The sequence below is a fragment of the Gordonia sp. DT219 genome (assembly GCF_049847065.1).
Taxonomy (GTDB): domain Bacteria; phylum Actinomycetota; class Actinomycetes; order Mycobacteriales; family Mycobacteriaceae; genus Gordonia.
This window is the reverse complement of sequence record NZ_JBNCNR010000013.1, coordinates 35943-58059: the sequence shown is the minus strand read 5'-3', so window position 1 is coordinate 58059 and position 22117 is coordinate 35943. Positions and strand designations below refer to the sequence as shown.

Here is a 22117-nt window from a genome sequence, read left to right as displayed (position 1 = left end):
TGGAGACCATGAGTGGAGCGGGTCATGGTGCGAAGGTTCTCGTCGTCGACGACGAGGCGAACATCCGGGAATTGCTGTCGGTGTCGTTGAAATTCCAGGGCTACGACGTCGCGACGGCCGCCGGCGGACCCGAGGCCATCGACCGGTGCCGCAACCTCAAACCCGACGTGCTCGTCCTCGACGTGATGATGCCGGGGATGGACGGTTTCGGTCTGCTGCGGCGACTTCGGGCCGACGGTATCGGCGCGCCGGCACTGTTCCTGTCGGCCAAGGACTCGGTTGCCGACAAGGTGAACGGTCTGACCGTGGGCGGCGACGACTACGTCACCAAACCGTTCAGCCTCGAAGAGGTGGTCGCCCGACTGCAGGTTCTGTTGCGGCGCGGTGGGTTCGGTGAGCGGGTCAAGGAGAACACGCGTATCACCTTCGCCGACCTCGAACTCGACGACGAGTCGCACGAGGTGAGCAAGGCAGGCAAGTCGATCTCGCTCTCGCCCACCGAGTTCACATTGCTGCGCTACTTCATGGTCAACGCGGGCACGGTGCTGTCCAAACCGCGCATCCTCGATCACGTCTGGAATTACGACTTCGGTGGTGAGGTCAACGTCGTCGAGTCCTACGTCTCCTACCTGCGGCGCAAGCTCGACTATGGGGTCGCCCCGCTGATCCACACGCTGCGTGGCGTCGGATACGTCATGCGGGAGCCGCGGTGAGCCCAGTCGACGCCGGCGCGAGGTCCGGACGATGTATCTCCACCGGACACGGCCGATGACTCTGCGTGGCCGCACTGCCATCGCCAAACGTGGTGTTCCGCTGCGTATTTCGCTGGTAGTACTGACGATGGGACTGGTCGGGGTCGGGCTTTTGGTCTCCGGGATCTCGGTGACCTCGGCGATGCGTTCCGATCTGCTCTCGCGTACCGACCAAGGGCTGGACTCGGCGATAGCGACCTGGGCCAAACCCCGGAGCCCCGAGATGGCGCAGCAGCCGGGTCCGCCCATCGGTCCACGGCGTCCGCCGTCGTCGTTCTTCGTGATGACGGTGCTCAATTCGGGTCAGGTGATCACCAACTCCACCGACTTTGCCCACGTTCCCGACATCGACGGGCTGGGTTCGGGCGACGTGCAGCCGACGACCGTCGGTTCCGACGGCGGTGACGGACCGCAGTGGCGGGTGATCCAACGCACCGGACCCGAGGGCGTCTCGGTGGTGGCCGTTCCGCTGACCGACGTCAGCAAGACGCTGTCGCGGTTGATGTGGTTGCAGTTCGGGATCGGTGCGGGTGTCGTGGTGGTGCTCGGAGTGCTCAGCTACCTGGTGGTGCGCTCGAGTCTGCGGCCACTGCACCGCGTGGAGGAGACCGCCCATGCGATCGCCGCGGGCAACCTCAACATGCGGGTGGCCACCGGTCCGCCCAATACCGAGGTCGGCAGTTTGTCGGCGTCGCTCAACACGATGCTCGGGCAGATCCAGCACGCCTTTGCGACGACGGCGGCGTCGGAGCAGCAGGCACGTCGATCCGAGGAGGAGATGCGGCGCTTCGTCGCCGACGCCAGCCACGAACTGCGCACACCGCTCACCTCGATCAAGGGGTTCGCCGAACTGTATCGACAGGGCGCGGTCGACGATCCGGGCGATGCGATGCGGCGCATCGACGACGAGGCCGGCCGGATGGCGCTGCTCGTCGAGGATCTGCTGGTACTCGCGCGTCTCGACGCCCACCGGCCCCTCGACTTCGAGCACGTCGACATCCTGATGCTCGCCGCCGACGCCGTGCATGCCGCGCGTGCCGCGGCCCCCGATCGCGACATCCGGCTCGAGGTTGCCGCAACCGAGGAGCCGCCCATCGTGTGGGGCGATTCGGCGCGACTCGTACAGGTGATCCGCAACCTGATCAACAACGCGGTCGTGCACACGCCAGGCGACGCGGCGATCACCGTCGGGATCGCGGTTCCCGACGGGTCGGACGAGGTGGTCCTCACCGTCGGCGACACCGGCGCGGGCCTCACCCCGGAGGAACGCTCGCACGTCTTCGAGCGGTTCTACCGCGGCGACACCTCCCGGTCCAGGGGTGTCGGCGGCGGCAGTGGACTCGGATTGTCGATCGTGGCCGCCCTCGTCGGCGCGCACGGCGGCCGCGTCGGGGTCGATTCGGCGCCGGGGGAGGGGGCCTGCTTCTGGGTGCGGCTGCCCCGGCTCGCCGAGTGAGACCTCAGATCAATTGACCCTCAGATCAATTGACGCAGGCGCGCGAACTCGGTGATGTCGGCACGGAATCGGTCGAGGGTGACCAGCGTGTACATGCCGTCGATCTCCCGATCCACCCACAACTGGTGGATGCGCCGGAGGTCGGCCTGGCGCGACTTCCAGCCGATCCCGTCGATCACCGCGAGCACGAGTTGCCGGGGCAGCCGGACCTGCGCCATCTCCTCGATCTCCCGGACCGCGTCGGTCAATTTGGAGCCGGTGGAATCGAAACCCTTTGCGGCGACGACGATGTCGGGCGTCTGCGGGTCTCCGACGATGAGGTCGGCGGGTGCGGTACGGCCGTTGCGGCCGCAGAACCGGGAGCGTGTCACGTAGTCGAGTCCGAGGTCGCGCGCGATGTCCTCGATCTCGTCCTCGATGCGACGGCCGGAGGCGCCGGCCCGGGTCGCGGTCACCCGGGTGCCGGCGCGGGCGATGAGGACGTCGGCGAAGGTGTAGGTGCGATGCATCTGGGCGCTCAGCATCCGTACCAGGTCGAACTCTTCGTCCAGCCAGCTCACCAATTCGACGGGCCGGCTGCGGGCCAGTCCATGCCAGCCCGACGTGTCGAAGCGGTCGCGCAGGACGTTTTTCAGCTTCTCCTGGGAGAGGCCGATCGCCAGACCCAGGATCGGAACGTCGGCCGGATTCTCCCGGACCCATGCGGCCAGCCCGGCCACGTCGGTGGCCATGAGCTCGCCGAGACCGGCGGTGGCCGCCGCGATGTGCTCGGCCGCAGGAGTCGACGCGGTCGGATCGACGTGAGAGGTCAAGCGCCCCAACGTCGTCAGGTACTCGTCGAAATCCGGCGCGTCGGCCATCGGTCAGTCCCGGCCGATGAAGAGGAATTCGCTGACGTCGCGCCGGGTGGCCGCGGCGTGGGTGCCGAAGCTGTACTTGTGATCGATGGCGATCACCTCGACGTGCGGCTTGACCTTGCCGAGTAGGTCGACGATGCGGTCGGGGCCGGGCAGCGCGTTGGACGAGTACGACAACACGATCGCGCCCGCATCCTCGAAATGATCGAAGGTGCGGACCAGCGCGTCGTCGATGCTGTGTTTGTAGGCGAATGGGGTGTAGCGCTTCGGGAGTTTTTTGGTCTTGGTGTTCTCCATGATGCTCATCCCCTCCCAATAGGCCGAGAGCCCCTCGAGGAAGTGATAGCGCTTGATGTAGTCGTTGTCGTCGGCGGGCGGCGCGTAGGGCGGGTCGAGATAGACCAGATCCGGTGCGGATCCCAGTACCGCGGTGGCATCGAGGTCGAAGACGTCGCCGCACGAGCTGTGGTGGCGCGAGCCGTTGCTGAACACCGTCGCGTTGTAGTCGGCGGTGGCCCGCAGCCGGAAGTGATCACGCAGCGACATCGTCAGATCGCGGCGGCCATCGGCGTAGCGGCTGGAGTCGGTGAAGGTGAACACACCACGCGGCTGCTTGCGAGCCGCCGACAACACGAGCGCCGAGATCGCCAGATCGCGACGATAACCGCGCAGCCTCGCGATGTGTGACCATGCCGAGTCCAGGAAGGCACGATCGGCGGCATCGAAGTAGAGGCCGTCGAAGGTGGCGGAGATGAAATCGCGGTCGTCGGCGGCCGGCCCGCAGATCTCCTCGATCAGATCCGCCTCGAGCCGAACCGACGAGTTGACGACGGTGGCGCGGGTGATGATGTGCGGGAAGTTGAGGAAGTCGTTGGCGGCCACCCGAAAACCCTGCGCCTTGAGCAGGTAGGACACCACCCCGGAGCCGGAGAACGCGTCCACTGCGGTGACGCCGCCGATCTCGGCGAAGGTGCGCTCGAGGTGGGGGATCAGGCGGTACTTGGAGCCCATGTAACGCAGCCGCGGGAAACGCTGCGCGGCACCGACGATGTCGACGGAACCGGCGCGTCGACCGGATGCGGCGGGGAACTCTGCGGGACTCACAGCAGAAAGGATGTCACGGACCCACGACAACGATTCGCCAACACGTCGATGAACTTCTCGGCGGCGGCCGGACGGGAACGCTCGGGACGAGCCCTAGACTGTGGGCCATGTCGTCGGTTTTCACGAAGATCATCAATGGGGAACTGCCCGGACGATTCGTCTGGCGCGACGGGCAGGCCGTCGCGTTCCTGACCATCGAGCCGGTCGCCCCCGGACACGTGCTGGTGGTGCCCCGCAAAGAGGTCGATCACTGGGAGCAGATGGACACTGCGTCCTTCACCCACCTGACCGACGTCGCACAGAAGGTCGGCCGTGCGGTCAAAGAGGCCTTCGGCGCACCGCGGATCGGCCTGCTGATCGCCGGTCTCGAGGTGCCCCATGTGCACGTGCACGTGTTCCCGGCGGCCAGCATGGAGACCTTCGATCTCGCCAACGCCCGCAAGGACATCACCCCCGAAGAACTCGACGCCGACGCCGAGAAGATCCGCGCCGCGCTCCGTTCGACCGGGTACTCCGAATACGTCGACGACTGAGCACATTTCGGTGTGCCGCCGACGGGTCACACGGTGCGGACCTCACACCGTCCGGTGGATCAGCAACGGCAGGACCGCCGTCGCGCCGGCATCGCGTAACGCGGCCGCGGCCAGGGTGATCGGCCAGCCCGAGCGCGATTCGTCCACCACCAGCAGCACCGAGTGGCCGGCCACGTCGGCGGGCGGATCGCCGAGGCGGTCCCGCCAGAAGAGCGCCTCCGCCGCGCCCGGCGCGTCCCGGGGTGGCTCGTCGCCCATGCGTACCGGCATGGCGGTACCGTCGCGCCTGCCCACCGTGCGCAGATGCGCGGCGAGATCCTCGGCGAGGGTCGTGCCGGTCAGCCGCAGCGAACAGATCAGATCCGGCCGGCGACCGCTCTGACGCACCCAGGCCGACAGCGTCGCCACCGCCGCGTCGCCGAGGTCGGCGAGTGCCTGCGGGTCGTGGCCGCGGGCCGCCGCGAGGAGGTCGGTCCACTCCGGTGCGTCGGCATGCGCGAGGACCCGGCCCGGCTCGGCGAGCCGTCCGGCCGGAATGCGGCCGCGCCCGATCTCGCCACCGGGCCACATCTTGCGCGGCTCGATGACCTGCGCCGAGCGGCGCAGCGTCGCCGTCACCGACCGGACCACCGCCGGATCGACGGCGTCGTCGAGCGGTTCGGTGAGGTGTCCCAGGCACACCGAACACCGCCCGCACGGCCCGGCCGCCGGATCGTCGAGCGACTCGGTCAGCAACTGCATCAGGCAGCGCCGCGACGAGATGTAGTCGCGCATGATGTCGGCCTCGCGGCGCCGCACCGCGAGCACGCCGTCGTAGTGGGCGGCGTCGAAGGTCCAGTCACGTCCGGTCGCCGACCACCCGTCCGGTCCGCGTTCGGTGGCCCCGTCGACGGCGAGTTGCTTGAGCATCAATTCGATTCGCCCGCGCCGCAATCCGGTCTGCGCCTCCAGTGACACCACGCTCATCGGTTCGCCGGCTTCGGCCAGCGCATCGAGTACTACCTGCATGCGCTTCGGGTCGGGGATCGTGGCGGTGGCGAAATGCTCCCAGATCGCGTCGTCGGTGGCCGAGGCCAGAAGCATCACCACCGCCTCGTCGAGGGCGCGCCCGGCACGGCCCACCTGCTGGTAGTACGACACCGGCGACGGCGGCGACCCGACGTGCACGACGAAACCCAGATCGGGTTTGTCATATCCCATACCCAGTGCCGATGTCGCGATCAGCGCCTTGACCTCGTTGCGCAGCAACGCGTCCTCGAGCTCGTGACGCCGGTCGGCGTCGAGCTGACCGGTGTAGGCGGCGACGGGGAAGTCGTCACCGTGCACCGCACCGATCGCGCCGACGAGGCGGTCGGCGTCGGCGACGGTGAGGACGTAGACGATCCCCGAGCCGGGCAGCTCCGGCAGGTATTGGGCCACCCAGCCGTACCGCTGAATCGGCGACAGGCCGTCGATCACGTTGAGGTGCAACGATTTACGTGCCAACGGACCACGTAGCACCAAGGTCTCGGTGTGTGTATCGCCGCCGGCGGAGAGCTGGGCCGCCACATCGTCGGTCACCCGCTCGTTGGCGGTCGCCGTGGTCGCCAGCACCGGTGTCTGCGGATTCAGGGTGCGCAGCACATCGGCGACCCGCCGATAATCCGGCCGGAAATCGTGCCCCCAATCGGAGATCGCATGCGCCTCGTCGATGACGAGCAGGCCGAGATGACCGGCCATCGCATCGAGCACCCGACGTCCGAAACCCGGATTCGCCAGCCGCTCCGGCGACACCAGCAACACGTCGAGATCACCGGCCCGCAACTGCGCCTCGATCTCGTTCCACTCCGACACATTCGACGAGTTCAGCGTGGCCGCCCGCAGCCCGGCCCGCCCCGCCGCGGCCACCTGATCGCGCATCAACGACAGCAGCGGAGAAACGATCAAGGTGGGCCCGCTGCCCCGACCACGCAAAATCGCCGTGGCTGCCCAGTACACCGCCGACTTGCCCCATCCGGTGGCCTGGACGACCAGCACCCGCGCGGCCGGTCGGGTGGTCAACTCGGTGATCGCCTCGAGCTGGTCATCGCGCAGTTCGGCGCCGGGGCCGGCGAGGCTGGTGATCACCGCGTCGGCCGCCGCGAGATCTGAGGAGCTCAGTGTCTGGGTACCCGGCATGCGCCCCAATCTATCGTCACGCTCCGACACTCGTGCCTCACAGCAAACCGACAGGTCGGGTGCAGAGTGGACGAAGCCGCGGCGGCGAAGCTCATTGCCATGACGTCCGAAGCGGCCTCGAAGGCCGCCGCTCCGATCATGGTGGTCGCCGACAGCTCCGACGCCGCCCCGGTCCTCGACATCGTGGTCCCCGTGTACAACGAGGAGAACGACATCGCGCGCTGCCTGCAACGGCTCCGCGAACACCTCCGCAACGAGGTGCCCTTCTCGGCGCGCATCACCGTCGCCGACAACGCGAGCACCGACTCGACGGTGGCGATCGCGGCCGGGATCTCCGCGGAGATCGGTGGCATCCGCGTCATACATCTCGACGAGAAGGGTCGCGGTCGAGCGCTCAAGGCCGTGTGGAGCCGCAGCGACGCCCAGATAGTCGCCTACTGCGACGTCGACCTCTCCACCGATCTCAACGCGTTGATGCCACTCATCGCGCCGCTGATCTCCGGACATTCCGACCTGTCGATCGGGTCCCGGCTCGCCAAGGACGCGAGGGTGGTGCGTGGACCCAAGCGGGAGTTCATCTCGCGCTCCTACAACCTGATCCTGCGAACCACGATGCGCGCCAAGTTTTCCGACGCGCAATGTGGCTTCAAGGCGATGCGCACCGACATCGGCAGGCAGGTGCTGCCCTACATCACCGACACCGGCTGGTTCTTCGACACCGAACTCCTCGTCATCGCCCAGCGCGTCGGACTGCGGATCGCCGAGGTGCCGGTCGACTGGATCGACGATCCCGCCAGTACCGTCGACGTCGTCGCCACCGCCGTCGAGGACCTGAAGGGATGTGCGCGTGTGGGTTATGCGCTCGCCATGGGCACACTCCCCATCGCGGACCTGCGCACGATGATCGGCCGGGAACGGGCGCCCGGACCGGCGATCGCGGGTGTGCCACCCGGCCTGGTCGGCCAGCTCGCCCGATTCTGCGTCGTCGGTGTCGTCTCGACCATCGCCTATGCCGTGCTCTACCTGGTCCTGCACGAGCTCGTCGGTGCGCAGGTCGCCAACTTCCTTGCCCTGGCGGTCACGGCCGTGCTCAACACCTCCGCGAACCGGCGTTTCAGTTTCGGTGTGCAGGGCCGCGAGAACGCGGTCAAACACCAGTTCTTCGGGCTCGGCGTGTTCGTGTTCGGCTGGGCGGTGACGGCGCTGTCGCTGGTCGGTCTGCACCGATTCGCCCCCGGTGCCGACAAGCACGTCGAACTGCTCGTGCTGGTGATTGCCAACCTGGTCGCGACCGCCACCCGATTCGTCGGGCTGCGGTGGGTGTTCCGGTCACCCCAATCGCGCCGTCACGCCACCGAGACCGTCCGATGAAAGATCTGATGACTTACCCCGCTTCCGCTTTCGCGACTCCCGACGACGGCGCGAACCCCGGTTCGCCGAGCGAGCCCGCAGACGCGACCGGCGCGGCGACGGCCCCGGATGTTCATCCCCGGGGCCGCGTCGGTCTCGCAGTACTCGACGTTCCGCCGGCACTGTGGAAGTGGTCATCGCTGGCCGCGCTGCTCGTGGTCACCGCCATCATCGACCTGTGGCACCTGTCGCTCAACGGCTGGGGCAACTCCTTCTACGCGGCGGCGATCCAGGCCGGATCGCAATCGTGGAAGGCATGGTTCTTCGGGTCCTCGGACATGGCCAACTCCATCACGGTCGACAAACCGCCTGCCTCGCTGTGGATTCCGGCGATCTCGGTGCGGATCTTCGGTCTCAACCCCTGGGCGATCCTGGTGCCCAACGCACTGATGGGTGTCGCCTCGGTGGCGTTGCTGTACGTGATCACCCGTCGTCATCTGGGTCACTGGGCGGGCATCCTCGCCGGCGCGGTACTCGCGCTGACACCGGTTGCGGCAATGATGTTCCGCTTCAACAACCCTGAGGCCCTGCTGATCCTGCTGATGATTGCCGCCGTGTGGGCCTGCCTGAAGGCGGTCGAGGACGGACGTATCCGGTGGATGATCCTCACCGGTGTGTTCGTCGGATTCGGCTTCCTCACCAAGCAGCTGCAGGTCATGCTCATCGTGCCGCCACTTGCGGTGACGTATCTGGCATGTGGGCCGCACGGGTGGATCAGGCGCGTCGGCCATCTGTTCGCCGCACTGGCTGCGCTCATCGTCAGCGCGGGGTGGTGGCTTCTCACCGTCGAACTGTGGCCGGCGTCCTCCCGGCCGTGGATCGGCGGGTCGCAGCACAACTCGATTCTCGAACTCACCTTGGGGTACAACGGCTTCGGGCGTCTCAGCGGCGATGAGACCGGCAGCGTCACGCCGGGTGGCGGTGGGCGCGCTCGCGCCGGCGAGCTCGGTGCAATGGCGTTCCCCGGCGGTGGTGGTCCGGGCGGGCCGGGCGGCCGCGGCGGCATGTGGGGCCAGACCGGCGTCCTGCGGATGTTCGAGCCCGCCCAGGGGGGCCAGATCGCGTGGCTGATCCCGAGCGCGCTGATCCTCGGGATCGGTGCGCTGGTGATCATCGGACGGGCCCCACGCACCGACCTGCGCCGCGCCTACCTGTCGGTGTGGGGACTGTGGCTCGTCGTCACGATGGCGGTCTTCAGCTTCATGGCGGGGATCTTCCACAGCTACTACACCGCGGCGCTGGCACCGGCGGTGGCGGCGGTTCTCGCCGGCGGCGGGGCGGTGGCGTGGCGGGCGCGGGAGACGCCGTGGGTGCGTGTGCTGCTCGCCGCGTCGGTGTGGGCGGCCGCTATCTGGGGATTCGTGTTGCTGGGCCGCGCACCGGACTTTGTGCCATGGCTGCGCTGGGCGGTGCTGTTCGTCGGTCTCGTCGGCGGTGCGGTGATGCTCCTCGCCCAGCGGGGCCCGATGTCGGCGGCCGCGCTGGTGTTCGCGCTCGTCGCCGGCCTGGCCGGGCCGTTGGCCTACACGGTCGACACCATCACCACCGCCAAGCAGGGCTCGATCATCAGCGCCGGTCCGCGCGTAGCGGGTGACGGCCCGGGCGGGTTCGGCGGTCCCGGATTCCACGGCCGTCACGGCCGGCAGATGGGTGGCCCGGGTCAGGGTCCGATGGGTCAGATGCCGGGGAGTGGCCGGATGCCGGGGGTGCCCGGTGGCTTCGGCGGCACGCCGACCTCCGACGGCTCCGGCGGCATGGGCCGGATGAACGGCCCGGGCGGCGGGCTGTTGACGGGGTCCAAGCCCAGTGCCGAGATGGTGGCGACACTGAGCAGCAACGCCGCCGACTTCACCTGGGTGGCCGCAGCGATCGGTTCCAACACCGCCTCGGGCTATCAGCTCGAAACCGGGTACTCGGTGATGCCGATCGGCGGATTCAACGGCACCGACCCGTCGCCGACCCTTGCCGGGTTCCGCAACCTGGTGGAGCAGAAGAAGATCCACTACTTCATCGGCGGTGGCGGCATGATGGGTGGTCGCTCCGATGGCAATTCGGCCCAGATCACCGACTGGGTGGAACAACATTTCCACAAATTGACGATTGACAATGTCACCTTGTATGACCTGACGTCGCCCATCTGATCCGTTAGGGTGCCCAGGTGGCATCACGGATCGGACATCGTCTCGTACGGATGACCGGTCGCGACCCGCGCCAACAGGGGCGGGCCGCGACCAATCTCGAACTCTTCTACGACCTCGTCTTCGTGGTCGTGTTCTCCGTCGCCGGGACGCAAGTCGCGCACTATCTCGCCGAAGGGCATTACCGCACTGCGATATTCGGCTATGTGTTCTGCACCTTCGCGGCGATCTGGGCGTGGATCAACTTCAGCTGGTTCGCGTCGGCGTTCGACACCGACGACTGGTTCTTCCGCGGTGTCGTCCTCGTCCAGATGATCGGCGTGGCGATCCTGGCACTCGGGGTCGCCCCGGCGTTCACCTCCATCGAGCACCACGCGCACGTCGACATCCGGGTACTCGTCATCGGTTACGTGGTGATGCGCGTCGGTTTGCTCACCCAATGGATCCGGGCCGGGGTCCAGAGCGCCGAATATCGGAACACCTGCTTCACCTACGCCGGTGCCGTCTTCGTCGCTCAGGTCGCCTGGGTGGTCGTCGCGATCATCCCGCTGTCTCTGTGGTCCACCTTCGTCGCCATCGCGTGCTGTGCGCTGATCGAGTTGCTGGGGCCGATCATCGCCGAGAACTTCGTGAAGCGGACGCCCTGGCATCCCCATCACATCGCCGAGCGCTACTCGCTGCTGACGATCATCACCCTGGGTGAGGGCGTGGTCGGCACGGTGGCGGTGATGCAGGCCACCATCGCGGCGCAGGGCTGGTCGGTGCAGTCCGCGGTCTTCGGGATCGCGGCGATCGTCATCACGTTCGCGATGTGGTGGATGTATTTCGTCATCCCGGTCGGCGATCGGCTGCATGCGCACCCGGAGAAGTGCTTTCCGTGGGGATACGGTCACATCGTCGTCTTCATCGCCGCCGCGGCCACCGGCGCCGGGCTGGAGGTGTCGGCGCTGCATACCGAACACGAGGCCTCGATCGGACCGGGCGCGGTCGTGGCGACGCTGGCCGTACCACTCGGCATCTACTGCGTCGGACTGCTCGTGATGTACGACTACCTGCTGCCCTTCGAGCCGCTCACGCTGCTCGGCGGAGCAGGGGCCATCGCCTTCCTGGTGGCCGCGGTCTGGTCGGCCGACGCCGGACTGTCGTTGTCGGCGGCCGTGGTCTTGGTGGCGTGCGCGCCCGTGTTCATCGTGGTGGTCGACGAGATCTTCGGGGTACGCCGACGCGCTCGGACGAGTCCGAACCCGACGAATTAGAGTCGTGGGCGTGCGCGTACTCGTGATCGGCTCGGGCGGCCGCGAACATGCCCTGCTCCTCGGACTCGCCGACGATCCGTCGGTCACCGATCTGCATGTTGCCCCGGGCAACGCCGGTACCGCGGCCGTCGCCACCAACCATGCGGTCGACGTCGCCTCCGCCGACGAGGTGGTGGGTCTGGCCCGCACGATCGCGGCGGACCTCGTCGTCATCGGCCCCGAGGTGCCGCTGGTGCTCGGGGTCGCGGATGCGTTGCGGGCAGCCGGTTTTGCCACCTTCGGTCCGGGCGCCGACGCCGCCCGCATCGAGGGTTCCAAGGCATTCGCCAAGGACGTCATGGCCGCGGCCGGGGTGCGCACGGCGCACGCCGAGGTCGTCGACAGTCCGGCGAACCTCGACGCCGCCCTCGACCGCTTCGGACCGACGTGGGTGGTCAAGGACGACGGATTGGCCGCGGGTAAGGGCGTGGTGGTCACCACCGACCGCGCCACAGCCCGCGATCACGCCGCGGAATGTCTCGAGAGCGGGCATCCGGTGCTGTTGGAGAGCTTCCTCGACGGCCCGGAGGTCTCACTGTTCTGCCTGGTCGACGGCGAGACCGTGGTTCCGCTGATCCCGGCCCAGGACCACAAACGCGTCGGCGACGGCGACGTCGGGCCCAACACCGGCGGAATGGGCGCCTATACGCCGCTGCCGTGGCTGCCCGCGGAGGTCACCGCGCAGATCGTCACCGAGGTCGTCGAGCCGGTGGCCGTCGAGATGGTGCGGCGCGGTTGCCCGTTCAGCGGTCTGCTCTACGCCGGGCTGGCCATCGGTGCCGACGGGCCTGCGGTCGTCGAGTTCAACTGCCGCTTCGGTGACCCGGAGACACAAGCGGTGCTGGCGCTGCTGAAATCACCTCTCGGGCAAGCGCTTCACGCCACCGCCACCGGAACGCTCGCCGACCTGGCGCCACTGGAGTGGGCCGAGGGGGCGGCCGTCGTCGTGGTGATCGCGGCCGAGAACTACCCGGGCAGCCCCCGCACCGGCGACGTGATCACCGGCGCCGAGGGGCCCGGCGTGCTGCACGCGGGAACCAGGCGCGACGCCGACGGCAACGTTGTATCGGCGGGTGGTCGCGTCCTCGGCGTCGTGGGGGTCGGTGCAGACCTCGCCGCGGCACGAGCGCAGGCCGATGAGCGGGTCGCCGCGATCAAGCTGGCCGGATCGCATCACCGCACCGATATCGGTAAGGCCGCGCTCGACGGCGCGATCTCGCTGTGACCGCCACCTCGGTGGGGTGATCGGCGAGGCCAGGTGAAGCCCGCGTTCGGGGGGCCGGCGCCCTGTGAAGTTCTCAAGGTACGGTTGCGGTCCCGGCAGGCGGGTGCAGGGTCGGAAAGTAGTTGCGGGCGGCTGGATTCAGGCCGCGCTGTCGAGGTAGTCGATGTGGCCGAGTCCGAGAACGATGGCGTCGGCGTGGTCGAGGGATATCGCACCGTCGACGGTGTGAATACGCAAACCGCGTCGATATCCGTGGCGGTTCCGACGCGAACAAGCCGGCCGGCGACAGCGGGCGCGATTCCCATGGTGATCAACAGTTGCCGCACCGGACGGCCTTGGGGTGCGGTCACCTTGAGACGGTCGAACTCACCGGTCAACGTCGCGGCGAGGTGATCGACCTTGTTGCGCAAGATGATCAGTTGCTGCATCGCCGTGAACGCTTCCCGCGAACCGATGTCCGCGCGGACCGTCCGGTCGTCGAGTTGTGCGATGAGGCCCGCGAACAGTTCGGCAGAAAGGTCTGCGGACCGTGAAGCCGAAGGCGTGGTGGCATCGATTTCACAAGGGCTGCAACTACTTTCGCCACACCAGTGAACAGTTGCCACAGTGGTGAACGGGTTTCCCTGCGGTGGACAGTCTTCACGTAGGCCGGTGATCTACTACAGACTGCGCCCGAGGAATTCGATCTGCTCGGGCAGCACGCCGCGCCAGTAGCGGTTGTCGTGCCCGCCCGGACCGGTCGTGAACGCGGCGGGCGGATGCAGTCCGGCCGCCCACTGCTGGGTGTAGGAGAAGGACTGGTCCTCGGAGCCGACCGCGATCATGAGCGGAATCCGACGGAAGGCATCCTGCTGGCCGAACAGCGAATTCCGTTGGTAGTCAGCCACATTGTCGAAGGCTCGGCGCGGGAAGTTGCGTGGGTCCGCCCACAGTGCCGGTGAGCTCACGGCGATCGACGCGACGCGCGAAGCCCCCAGCGTCGCCCCGATGCGCAGCGCGCCGTATCCGCCCATCGACCACCCGAAGAGTCCGATCCGATCGGTGGACAACCCCAGGTCCGGATTCGTCTCCAGCATCGGGATGAATTCGTCGATCACCATCGCCGCACCATCGGTGCCGTCGGCGCGGGCATGCCAGTAGTTGCGGTCGCCGTCGACGGCGGCGATCGCGAACGGTGTGTTGCCGGCGTCGACGTAGGTCTGCAATTGCTTGTGTATCGCCAGTGGCGAGGTGAAGATCGTCATCTCGTCGGTGGTGAGCGCGTGCAGCACCACGACCACCGGCAGGACGCCGCTCACGCCATGCGGGCGGGCCATCACCCATCGGGTCTCCCGCCCGAGCATGTGGGTCGAGACGAAACTGCCGGTGGTCAACGGCGGCCCGTCGCCGATCGGTGGGGTGGAGGTCGTCGACGGCAACAGGTCGTCGGCGGCGTCGGTGGAACGTCGGCTGTTGACCGGGACCGTCCGCTCGGCGCAGGCCGCCAGCCCCAACGCTGCGGCGGCCAGTCCGCCGCCGAGCAGACCGCGGCGGGTCAGCCCGGCTGTGGTGGGGGCACTGTCGACGGTCATCGCGACAAGGCTAGGTGAGGAACCGACTTCCCGCTCACTCATTTGCTTCCCGCGCTCCGATCTCGGTGAGCGGGAAGCAAATGAGTGAGCGGGAAACGTCGACGGCTCCGTTCAGGCCGGCAACGCCCGTTCGCCGTGCAGCGGTTGTCCATCCAGCGGTTGCCCGTTGACGTCGAACGACAGCGAGATCTCGGACGAGCCGTCGGTGACGACGCAGTGCGAGACCTCGCCGGCGTCGATTCCGACCTCCGGTATCCGTTGCCACACCACATGCCAGCCGAGTCGGACGGCCACACCGTGCAGCGCCACCCGGTGATCGCCGACCGGCACCGCGTCGAGCAACGTGGGCAATGCGGCGACGAGATCGGCGAACGTCGGCTCGGGCAGTGCAAGTCCGGTCACCATGATCACGTCGAAGCCGCCGTCGGCTCTGTCCACGCGCAGATCCGGACCGGCACCGGTGAGTTGTACGGCCACCGCGCCGATGGTTGCGGCGATCACGTTGGGGGCCAAGGAATCCGGAGGACAGGGCAGAGGCAGTTCGGGTGCGAGCAGTCCGGCCACATTCAGGCGTTCGCCGGCGCGTCGCAGCTCGGCGACCCGCAGGTCGGCGGGAAGGTCCGGATCGGGGGCGGCCCACGCCCACCGGATCGTGGCGCCCCCGCGTCCCGGGTCACCCACCGACGCCACCGGTGAGCGGTGGGCCCGGATCTGCCGGAGCGGATCGTCGATCGCCGTGAACACCGCCGCAGTGCCGACGATGTTGCAGGTGTACTCGCCGAGTTCGCGCGTCAGGTGGTGCTGCAGTGCCGTGCGGCGAAGTTCGGCGTACCACGCGCCGCAGTCGGCCACTGCGCGCAAACCGTCGAGAGACATGCGGCTACGCTAAGCCGCCCGACGACCCCCGCGATCGTTCTGTCGGGTGATCGAACGACCGCCCTCACGACGGCAGATCCGCCGAAAAGCGCATGGTGATCCAGGTCACCCTGGCAGCATGGTCGCCATGACATCGGCCGCCACCCCGAAGGGCACGCGCCGGCGCACTCGACTCATCGAGGCCGCCGGCGCATTGCTGCTCGAAGGTGGATTCGACGCGGTCCGCCACCGCGCGGTGGCAGATCGCGCGAAGCTTCCGCTGGCCTCGACGACGTACTACTTCGCATCGCTCGAAGACCTGATGGCCGAGGCCGCGCAGTACATCACCCGGAGCGCCGACGAGGCCATCGCGGCCCGCGGCGCGGCACTCACCCGTCGGCGGCGTGGTGTCGCGGCCACCGCGGAGGCGTTGTCGGCGGTGTTCGTCGGATCGCAGACCCCGATCGAGGATCTCGCCGCACGCTATGAACTGATCGCGCTGGCACCCCGGTATCCGCTGCTCTGTGACATCGTCGAGGAGCGCAGGCAGCACGTGTCCGAGATCCACGAAGGGGTGCTGGCCAAATCGGGGCGGAGCTGCGACCCGCGACAGGTGGATTGGCTCATCGCGGTGGAGGATGGGGCGGTGGTCGGGTCCCTGGGTTGCTCGGACGGATCACCGTTCGAGGCGGCCCGGGCGGCACTGGGCGGGGTCGTCGACCTACTCGCACCGCGAATATGAAGTGGCGCAAGACAAGACATATGACGTGAGAAAAGAGGAGTCCATGGGGGAACGCTCGGTGACACGGTGGCGGCGCGCAATGCTGTCGATCTCGGCGACGGCGGCGGTGATGGCTGCCGCACTGATCGGCGGACCGGGCGCCGGGGCGGCGCAGGCGGCGCCGAGCGGCCAGCCGGACCCCGGAATTCCGTTCTCGTCGGTTGTCTACGGCACCGGTTGCGCCTATAGCCTGACCGTGCCGGTGAACTCGGTCGGCATGGTCTCCTTCTACGAGCAGCGCAAGGGCTTTCCGCCGATCTTCATCGGCAAGACGCCGGCGTATCAGCTGAGCGCCACGGTGATCTGGGTACCGCGTCACCTCGGCGACCGCACGCTCTATGCGGTACAGAACGGGCAGAAGTCGCCGACCACCGTCGCGCGGGTCCATCAGGGCTACGGCTCGGGTGGTCTCTGCTTCGCGCTCTGACGCCGACAGCGCTGACCGCTGTCGCGCGCCGCAAACTACACTGTTGACGTGTCGAAACCTGCCATCAGCAATGTCCTTGCGAGCCGCTATGCGTCGGCCGATCTCGTCTCGATCTGGTCGGCGACCAACAAGATCATCGCTGAACGGCAGCTGTGGATCGCGGTACTCAGGGCGCAGCGCGACCTCGGGATCGAGGTGCCGGAGCATGCGATCGCCGATTACGAGCGGGTCGTCGACCAGGTTGATCTGAATTCGATCGCCGAGCGCGAGCGCGTGACCCGCCACGACGTGAAGGCCAGGATCGAGGAATTCAACGCGCTGGCCGGCCACGAGCAGATCCACAAGGGGATGACGAGCCGTGATCTCACCGAGAACGTCGAGCAGCTGCAGATCCTGCAGTCGTTGCGGTACGTGCATGCACACGGTGTCGCGGTGCTCGCACGGCTCGTCGAACGTGCTGCGGAGTATTCGTCGGTGGTGATGGCCGGCCGCAGCCACAACGTGGCCGCGCAGGCGACGACGCTGGGCAAGCGATTCGCCTCGGCCGCCGACGAGCTGATGATCGGACTCACCCGACTCGCCGAGCTCATCGACCGCTACCCGCTGCGCGGGATCAAGGGCCCGATGGGCACCAGCCAGGACATGCTCGACCTGCTCGGTGGCGACGCCGCCAAGCTCGCCGACCTCGAGGCACGCGTCGCCACGCACCTCGGATTCTCGCGGTCGTTCACCTCGGTCGGGCAGATCTATCCTCGCTCGCTCGACCACGATGTGGTCTCCGCGCTGGTCCAGCTCGCCGCGGCACCGTCGTCGCTGGCCCACACGATCCGGCTGATGGCCGGCCATGAGCTGGTGACCGAAGGCTTTCAGCCCGGGCAGGTCGGGTCGTCGGCGATGCCGCACAAGATGAACACCCGCAGCTGCGAACGCGTCAACGGACTTCAGGTGGTGCTGCGCGGGTATGGGTCGATGACCGCCGAGCTCGCGGGCGCCCAGTGGAACGAGGGTGACGTCTTCTGCTCGGTGGTGCGTCGCGTGGCATTGCCCGACGCGTTCTTCGCCATCGACGGACTGATGGAGACCTTCTTGACGGTGCTCGCCGAATTCGGCGCGTACCCGGCGGTGATCGCCAACGAACTCGATCGGTACCTGCCGTTCCTGGCGACCACCAAGGTGCTGATGGCGTCGGTACGCGCCGGGGTCGGACGCGAAACCGCGCACGAGGCCATCAAGGAGAACGCCGTCGCCGTCGCGCTCGCGATGCGGGAACAGGGTCGCCGCCCCGACCTGCTCGATCGCCTCGCCGCCGACGACCGCATCCCGCTCGATCGGGCACAGCTCGACGCATTGCTCGGCGACAAGGAGGCCTTCGTCGGTGCGGCCGGCCGTCAGGTGGCCGACGTCATCGCCGCCGCGGAGAAGATCATCGCAGGCAACCCCGAGGCCGCCGCGTACACGCCGGCCCCGATTCTCTGACGCCGATTCTCTGACAGCGATTCGCTGTTGCGGACCGGGGATGTCCGCAATGTGTGGCACCGTCACCGGCATGACATTCGAATTCCAGGTCACCATCGATTCTGCCGATCCGGCGGCGTTGTCCGCGTTCTGGGCCGAGGTGCTGGGCTATCGGCTCCAGGACCCGCCGCCGGGCTTCGACACCTGGGATGCCGCGCTCGATGCGATGGGCATCCCCGAGGATCGGCGCAACGATGCGTCGGCGCTCATCGACCCCGCCGCGCCGGGAGCGCAGCGAGCGGGCCGAATCCCCTCAGGCGTGGGCGCGCGGATCTTCTTTCAACGGGTTCCCGAAACCAAGACCGTCAAAAACCGTGTCCACCTTGACGTCCGGGCCGCACCCGGGTTGTCGGGGGACGAGCGGATGGCCGCCCTGGAGCGTAGGTGCGCGGAGCTGATCGACGCCGGTGCCACCCGGATCGCGCGGCACGAACCGGCGCCGCCGCTGCAGAACGGACACCTCGTGATGGCCGACCCCGAAGGCAACGAGTTCTGCCTCGACTGAGCCGGAGCAGTCGGATGGCCGCCTATCCGGCTTCCGTCTATCCGACTTCCGTCTATCCGACTTCCGCCTATTCGACTTCCGGCCGTTCGGCGTGCCCCAACTGCCAGTCGGGCAGCACCGAGTCGCGGACGCGGCGTTTGAGTTCGGCCGCGTCGGGAAATCCGCCGTCGCGTTTGCGTTCCCAGATCTGCCGGCCGTCGGCGTCGATGACGAAGATGCCGCCGGTGCCCGGACGCAGGGTGACCGCGGCAAGGTCGGCGCCGAACGTCGACAGCAGTTCGGCGGCCATCCAACTCGCCCGTAACAGCCAGTTGCACTGTGTGCAGTAGGTGATGGTGATCTGCGGGGCGCCCATGGCCACCCAGCCTGCCAGACATCGCTGCCGCGCACTATGGTCGAGACCATGCGTCCGGCCCTCGACTCGTACACCTTCCTCGCCTCCGGCAAGGTCCGCGAGATCTATCAGATCGACGACGACACGTTGCTGATGGTGGCCAGCGATCGGATCTCGGCCTACGACCACGTCCTGAGCCCCGCGATCCCCGACAAGGGGCGCATCCTGACCGCGATGAGTTTCTTCTGGTTCGATGCGCTCGGGGTCGCCGACCATCTCGTCGGCGGGCCCACCGACGATCGCATCCCCGCCGACTGCGTGGGTCGCTCGATGGTGGTGCGCAAGCTGCCGATGGTGCCGGTGGAATGTGTGGCCCGCGGCTACCTGACCGGCTCGGGCCTCGTCGACTACCGGGCGAGCGGTGCGGTGTGCGGAGTGGCCTTGCCTGCCGGTCTCGACGAGTCCGACAGACTGCCCGAGCCGATCTTCACCCCCGCCACCAAGGCCGAACAGGGTGATCATGACGAGAACATCAGCTTCGAGACCGTCGCCGCCCACGTGGGGGACCGCCTGGCCGGGGCGCTGCGCGACGCCACCCTCGACATCTACCGGCGCGCGTCCGAGTTGGCCGCGGAGCGCGGAATCATCCTCGCCGACACCAAGTTCGAGTTCGGACAGGATGCCGACGGATCGCTGGTACTGGCCGACGAAGTCCTCACCCCGGACTCGTCGCGGTATTGGGAGGCGGCCACCTATATGCCCGGGCGGGTGCAACCGAGCTTCGACAAGCAGATCGTCCGCAACTGGCTGACCTCGCCGGAATCCGGCTGGGACCGCGCTTCCGACGAAACACCGCCGGCTCTCCCGCCCGAAGTGGTGAGCCGTGCCCGAGACCGTTACATCGAGGCCTACGAATGGATTTCGCAGAAATCGTTCGATGACTGGCCGCAGGGATAGGAGTTCCGTGACCGACTCATCGACGTCGCAACCCGCCGCTCGTACCGCGATACCCGCGGCGAAGAAGGTTCCCACCGAGCGTGTGCATCACGGCGACACCGTGATCGACGACTACGAGTGGTTGCGCGACAAGGACGATCCCGAGGTGATCGCCTACCTCGAGGCGCAGAACGCCTACACCGAGGAACACACCGCCCCGCTCGCGGACCTGCGATCGACGATCTTCGACGAGATCCGCTCGCGCACCAAGGAAACCGACATGTCGGTGCCGTCGCGGCGTGGGGACTACTGGTATTTCGCGCGGACGCTCGAGGGCAAACAGTATGGGACGCAATGCCGCTGCCCGATCGGCGATCCGGACGACTGGACCCCGCCGACCGTGTCGGAGGATACGCCACTGCCCGATGAGGAAGTGCTCTTCGACGCGAACGCCGAGGCCGACGGCCACGACTTCTTCAGCGTGGGTGCGCTGACGGTGAGCCATGACGGCAATTGGCTGGCCTACAGCACCGACGTCGTCGGTGACGAACGGTACACATTGCGGTTCAAGGACCTTCGGACCGGCGAGCTGCTCGACGATGTCATCGCCGACACCGCAGGCGGCGCCGTGTGGTCCGCCGACACCGAGCATGTCTTCTATCAGACCGTCGACGCCGCGTGGCGCCCGGACACGGTGTGGCGCCACGACATCGGTGCCGGTACGCCGGATGTGAAGGTCTTCTACGAACCCGACGAGCGGTACTGGGTCGGCATGGGCGCGACCCGCAGCGACAAGTACCTGGTGGTCGCGGTCGGCTCCAAGATCACCTCCGAATGCTTCGTTCTCGCGGCCGACGATCCGACCGGCGAATTCCGCAGCGTCGCACCACGGGTCGACGGCGTGGAGTACAACGTCGAGCATGCCGAGATCGACGGCCGTGACTACTTCCTGATCGTGCACAACGACATTCGTGACGGCGAGAAGGCCGAGGACTTTGCCGTCGACATCGCGCCTGCCGACGATCCGGGCGCCCGGACCGAGTTCATCGGGCATCGCCGGGGCTTCCGGATCGAGGACGTCGACGCCTTCCGGGATTACCTGGTCCTGAGCTATCGGGCCGACGCGTTGCCGCGGGCGGCCATCGCCGACCTGCGTCGGATCGACGGCGTCCCGGTGGCCGAGGACTTCATCGAGGTCGCCGTCGCGCAGGAACTGTTCTCCCTCGGTCTCGGGGGGAATCGTGAGTGGGCCACGCCGAGGCTGCGTTTCGGGTACGGGAGCTTCATCGAACCGTCGGAGCTGTTCGAACTCGACGTGACGACCGGGGAGCGGATTCTGCTCAAACGGCAGCCGGTGCTCGGCGACTACGACATCGACGACTACGTGCAGTCGCGGGAATGGGCGACCGCCGCCGACGGCACGCGCATCCCGCTCTCGATCGTGCGCCGCAAGTCCGTGGCGGAACCCGGTGCACAGGGCGCGGCACCGGCGCCGCTGCTGCTCTACGGCTACGGCTCGTATGAAGCCAGTTTCGATCCGTCGTTCTCGGTGTCGCGGCTGTCGATGCTCGATCGCGGGGTGGTGTTCGTGCTCGCCCATGTCCGCGGGGGCGGCGAGATGGGCCGGCACTGGTACGAGACCGGCAAGACCCTCACCAAGAAGAACACCTTCACCGACTTCGTCGACGCCGGCCGCTACGTCGTCGAACGTGGTTGGACCACACCGAAACAGATGGTGGCCGAAGGTGGTTCGGCCGGTGGTCTGTTGATGGGTGCGGTCGCGAATCTGGCACCCGAGCTGTTCCACGGCATCCTCGCGTCGGTGCCGTTCGTCGATGCACTCAACTCGATCCTGGACCCGTCACTGCCGTTGACGGTGATCGAATGGGACGAGTGGGGCGACCCGCTCCACGATCCCGTCGTCTACGAGTACATGAAGTCGTACTCGCCCTACGAGAACGTCACCGCCAAACCGTATCCGGCCATTCTCGCCCAGACGTCGCTCAACGACACCCGCGTGCTGTTCACCGAGGCGGCGAAATGGGTTGCCCGGCTTCAGGAACTGAGCACCTCCGACAATCCGATCCTGCTCAAGACCGAGATGTCGGCCGGTCATGGTGGTGTCTCCGGCCGCTACAAGCAGTGGGAGGAGATCGCCTTCGAGATCGCCTGGATCCTGGCGCAGACCGGAGCGGTCACGGCCTGATACGCCGCAGCCATCGAACAAGGAGGCCCGCACCCAGGGTGACGGGTGCGGGCCTCCTTG

At 67.6% G+C, this 22117-nt stretch carries 19 protein-coding genes; 13 read left to right on the top strand and 6 right to left on the bottom strand.

Annotated features, from left to right (window positions below; genetic code table 11):
- Window positions 1–8: 8 nt before the first annotated feature.
- Entirely contained in the window at window positions 9–713 is a 705-nt protein-coding gene (locus ACPXB3_RS15635) for a response regulator transcription factor (RefSeq protein ID WP_425705934.1), read from the top strand.
- Window positions 714–768: 55 nt separating this feature from the next.
- A complete protein-coding gene (locus ACPXB3_RS15630; protein WP_425728323.1) occupies window positions 769–2208 on the top strand; it encodes a HAMP domain-containing sensor histidine kinase in 1440 nt (479 codons plus the stop codon).
- Between the two features lie 20 nt (window positions 2209–2228).
- On the opposite strand, the gene ACPXB3_RS15625 is transcribed toward ACPXB3_RS15630, so the two are convergent.
- Together ACPXB3_RS15625 and ACPXB3_RS15620 are read right to left on the bottom strand one after the other, a co-directional pair.
- Entirely contained in the window at window positions 2229–3068 is an 840-nt protein-coding gene (locus ACPXB3_RS15625) for a hypothetical protein (RefSeq protein ID WP_425705936.1), read from the bottom strand.
- 3 nt (window positions 3069–3071) lie between these two features.
- The gene (locus tag ACPXB3_RS15620) at window positions 3072–4076 is read right to left on the bottom strand and encodes a DNA adenine methylase (protein WP_425705985.1); all 1005 of its coding nucleotides are present in this window, start codon (window positions 4074–4076) and stop codon (window positions 3072–3074) included.
- Window positions 4077–4276: 200 nt separating this feature from the next.
- On the opposite strand from ACPXB3_RS15620, the gene ACPXB3_RS15615 reads away from it, so the two are divergent.
- Window positions 4277–4702, top strand: coding sequence for an HIT family protein (locus tag ACPXB3_RS15615; RefSeq protein ID WP_425705937.1), 426 nt, complete (start codon window positions 4277–4279; stop codon window positions 4700–4702).
- Window positions 4703–4744: 42 nt separating this feature from the next.
- Here the strand turns inward: ACPXB3_RS15615 and ACPXB3_RS15610 are convergent, their stop codons facing one another.
- Window positions 4745–6859, bottom strand: coding sequence for a RecQ family ATP-dependent DNA helicase (locus ACPXB3_RS15610; protein WP_425705938.1), 2115 nt, complete (start codon window positions 6857–6859; stop codon window positions 4745–4747).
- 99 nt (window positions 6860–6958) lie between these two features.
- Between ACPXB3_RS15610 and ACPXB3_RS15605 the strand changes: the two genes are divergently transcribed.
- From ACPXB3_RS15605 to purD, 4 genes are read left to right on the top strand one after another with little or no spacing between them, the layout of a single operon-like run.
- A complete protein-coding gene (locus tag ACPXB3_RS15605; RefSeq protein ID WP_425728321.1) occupies window positions 6959–8230 on the top strand; it encodes a glycosyltransferase in 1272 nt (423 codons plus the stop codon).
- Window positions 8231–8238: 8 nt separating this feature from the next.
- A complete protein-coding gene (locus tag ACPXB3_RS15600) occupies window positions 8239–10410 on the top strand; it encodes an ArnT family glycosyltransferase (RefSeq protein WP_425728319.1) in 2172 nt (723 codons plus the stop codon).
- 50 nt (window positions 10411–10460) lie between these two features.
- Window positions 10461–11663 carry a low temperature requirement protein A gene (locus ACPXB3_RS15595; RefSeq protein WP_425705986.1) on the top strand — a complete coding sequence of 401 codons (1203 nt, stop codon included), beginning with the start codon at window positions 10461–10463 and terminating at the stop codon, window positions 11661–11663.
- 10 nt (window positions 11664–11673) lie between these two features.
- The gene (gene purD / locus ACPXB3_RS15590) at window positions 11674–12927 is read left to right on the top strand and encodes a phosphoribosylamine--glycine ligase (RefSeq protein ID WP_425705941.1); all 1254 of its coding nucleotides are present in this window, start codon (window positions 11674–11676) and stop codon (window positions 12925–12927) included.
- Between the two features lie 659 nt (window positions 12928–13586).
- Here the strand turns inward: purD and ACPXB3_RS15585 are convergent.
- Both ACPXB3_RS15585 and ACPXB3_RS15580 read right to left on the bottom strand, forming a co-directional pair.
- On the bottom strand, window positions 13587–14498 hold the full coding sequence (locus ACPXB3_RS15585) for an alpha/beta hydrolase-fold protein (RefSeq protein ID WP_425705942.1): 912 nt from the start codon (window positions 14496–14498) through the stop codon (window positions 13587–13589).
- Window positions 14499–14609: 111 nt separating this feature from the next.
- Window positions 14610–15374, bottom strand: a complete 765-nt coding sequence (locus ACPXB3_RS15580) for a DUF6882 domain-containing protein (RefSeq protein ID WP_425728317.1) — start codon at window positions 15372–15374, stop codon at window positions 14610–14612.
- Window positions 15375–15492: 118 nt separating this feature from the next.
- Between ACPXB3_RS15580 and ACPXB3_RS15575 the strand changes: the two genes are divergently transcribed.
- The 4 genes from ACPXB3_RS15575 (at window position 15493) to ACPXB3_RS15560 (ending at window position 18581) form a co-directional block, all read left to right on the top strand.
- Window positions 15493–16095 (top strand): TetR/AcrR family transcriptional regulator, encoded by a 603-nt coding sequence (locus ACPXB3_RS15575; RefSeq protein WP_425705944.1) that lies wholly within the window; start codon window positions 15493–15495, stop codon window positions 16093–16095.
- A gap of 43 nt (window positions 16096–16138) precedes the next feature.
- Window positions 16139–16561: a hypothetical protein gene (locus ACPXB3_RS15570; protein WP_425728315.1), complete on the top strand. Its 423-nt coding sequence runs from the start codon at window positions 16139–16141 to the stop codon at window positions 16559–16561.
- A 48-nt stretch (window positions 16562–16609) separates the two neighbouring features.
- Window positions 16610–18037: an adenylosuccinate lyase gene (gene purB, locus ACPXB3_RS15565; RefSeq protein ID WP_425705946.1), complete on the top strand. Its 1428-nt coding sequence runs from the start codon at window positions 16610–16612 to the stop codon at window positions 18035–18037.
- A gap of 70 nt (window positions 18038–18107) precedes the next feature.
- Window positions 18108–18581, top strand: coding sequence for a VOC family protein (locus ACPXB3_RS15560; RefSeq protein ID WP_425705947.1), 474 nt, complete (start codon window positions 18108–18110; stop codon window positions 18579–18581).
- Window positions 18582–18648: 67 nt separating this feature from the next.
- Here the strand turns inward: ACPXB3_RS15560 and ACPXB3_RS15555 are convergent, their stop codons facing one another.
- A complete protein-coding gene (locus ACPXB3_RS15555; protein ID WP_425705948.1) occupies window positions 18649–18936 on the bottom strand; it encodes a SelT/SelW/SelH family protein in 288 nt (95 codons plus the stop codon).
- 48 nt (window positions 18937–18984) lie between these two features.
- On the opposite strand from ACPXB3_RS15555, the gene ACPXB3_RS15550 reads away from it, so the two are divergent.
- Both ACPXB3_RS15550 and ACPXB3_RS15545 read left to right on the top strand, forming a co-directional pair.
- The gene (locus ACPXB3_RS15550; protein WP_425728313.1) at window positions 18985–19872 is read left to right on the top strand and encodes a phosphoribosylaminoimidazolesuccinocarboxamide synthase; all 888 of its coding nucleotides are present in this window, start codon (window positions 18985–18987) and stop codon (window positions 19870–19872) included.
- A gap of 7 nt (window positions 19873–19879) precedes the next feature.
- Entirely contained in the window at window positions 19880–22057 is a 2178-nt protein-coding gene (locus tag ACPXB3_RS15545; protein ID WP_425728311.1) for a S9 family peptidase, read from the top strand.
- The last annotated feature ends 60 nt before the right edge of the window (window positions 22058–22117 follow it).

Bases quoted from the DNA above. Each gene is read 5' to 3' on its own strand.
- ACPXB3_RS15620 (WP_425705985.1), bottom strand. From the start codon at position 4,076: ATGGGCTCCAAGTACCGCCTGATCCCCCACCTCGAGCGCACCTTCGCC.
- ACPXB3_RS15580 (WP_425728317.1), bottom strand. From the start codon at position 15,374: ATGTCTCTCGACGGTTTGCGCGCAGTGGCCGACTGCGGCGCGTGGTAC.
- ACPXB3_RS15560 (WP_425705947.1), top strand. From the start codon at position 18,108: ATGACATTCGAATTCCAGGTCACCATCGATTCTGCCGATCCGGCGGCG.
- ACPXB3_RS15600 (WP_425728319.1), top strand. From the start codon at position 8,239: ATGACTTACCCCGCTTCCGCTTTCGCGACTCCCGACGACGGCGCGAAC.
- ACPXB3_RS15555 (WP_425705948.1), bottom strand. From the start codon at position 18,936: ATGGGCGCCCCGCAGATCACCATCACCTACTGCACACAGTGCAACTGG.
- ACPXB3_RS15635 (WP_425705934.1), top strand. From the start codon at position 9: ATGAGTGGAGCGGGTCATGGTGCGAAGGTTCTCGTCGTCGACGACGAG.
- ACPXB3_RS15615 (WP_425705937.1), top strand. From the start codon at position 4,277: ATGTCGTCGGTTTTCACGAAGATCATCAATGGGGAACTGCCCGGACGA.
- ACPXB3_RS15585 (WP_425705942.1), bottom strand. From the start codon at position 14,498: ATGACCGTCGACAGTGCCCCCACCACAGCCGGGCTGACCCGCCGCGGT.
- ACPXB3_RS15625 (WP_425705936.1), bottom strand. From the start codon at position 3,068: ATGGCCGACGCGCCGGATTTCGACGAGTACCTGACGACGTTGGGGCGC.
- ACPXB3_RS15610 (WP_425705938.1), bottom strand. From the start codon at position 6,859: ATGCCGGGTACCCAGACACTGAGCTCCTCAGATCTCGCGGCGGCCGAC.
- ACPXB3_RS15575 (WP_425705944.1), top strand. From the start codon at position 15,493: ATGGTCGCCATGACATCGGCCGCCACCCCGAAGGGCACGCGCCGGCGC.
- ACPXB3_RS15550 (WP_425728313.1), top strand. From the start codon at position 18,985: ATGCGTCCGGCCCTCGACTCGTACACCTTCCTCGCCTCCGGCAAGGTC.
- ACPXB3_RS15605 (WP_425728321.1), top strand. From the start codon at position 6,959: ATGACGTCCGAAGCGGCCTCGAAGGCCGCCGCTCCGATCATGGTGGTC.
- ACPXB3_RS15630 (WP_425728323.1), top strand. From the start codon at position 769: ATGACTCTGCGTGGCCGCACTGCCATCGCCAAACGTGGTGTTCCGCTG.
- ACPXB3_RS15595 (WP_425705986.1), top strand. From the start codon at position 10,461: ATGACCGGTCGCGACCCGCGCCAACAGGGGCGGGCCGCGACCAATCTC.
- ACPXB3_RS15570 (WP_425728315.1), top strand. From the start codon at position 16,139: ATGGGGGAACGCTCGGTGACACGGTGGCGGCGCGCAATGCTGTCGATC.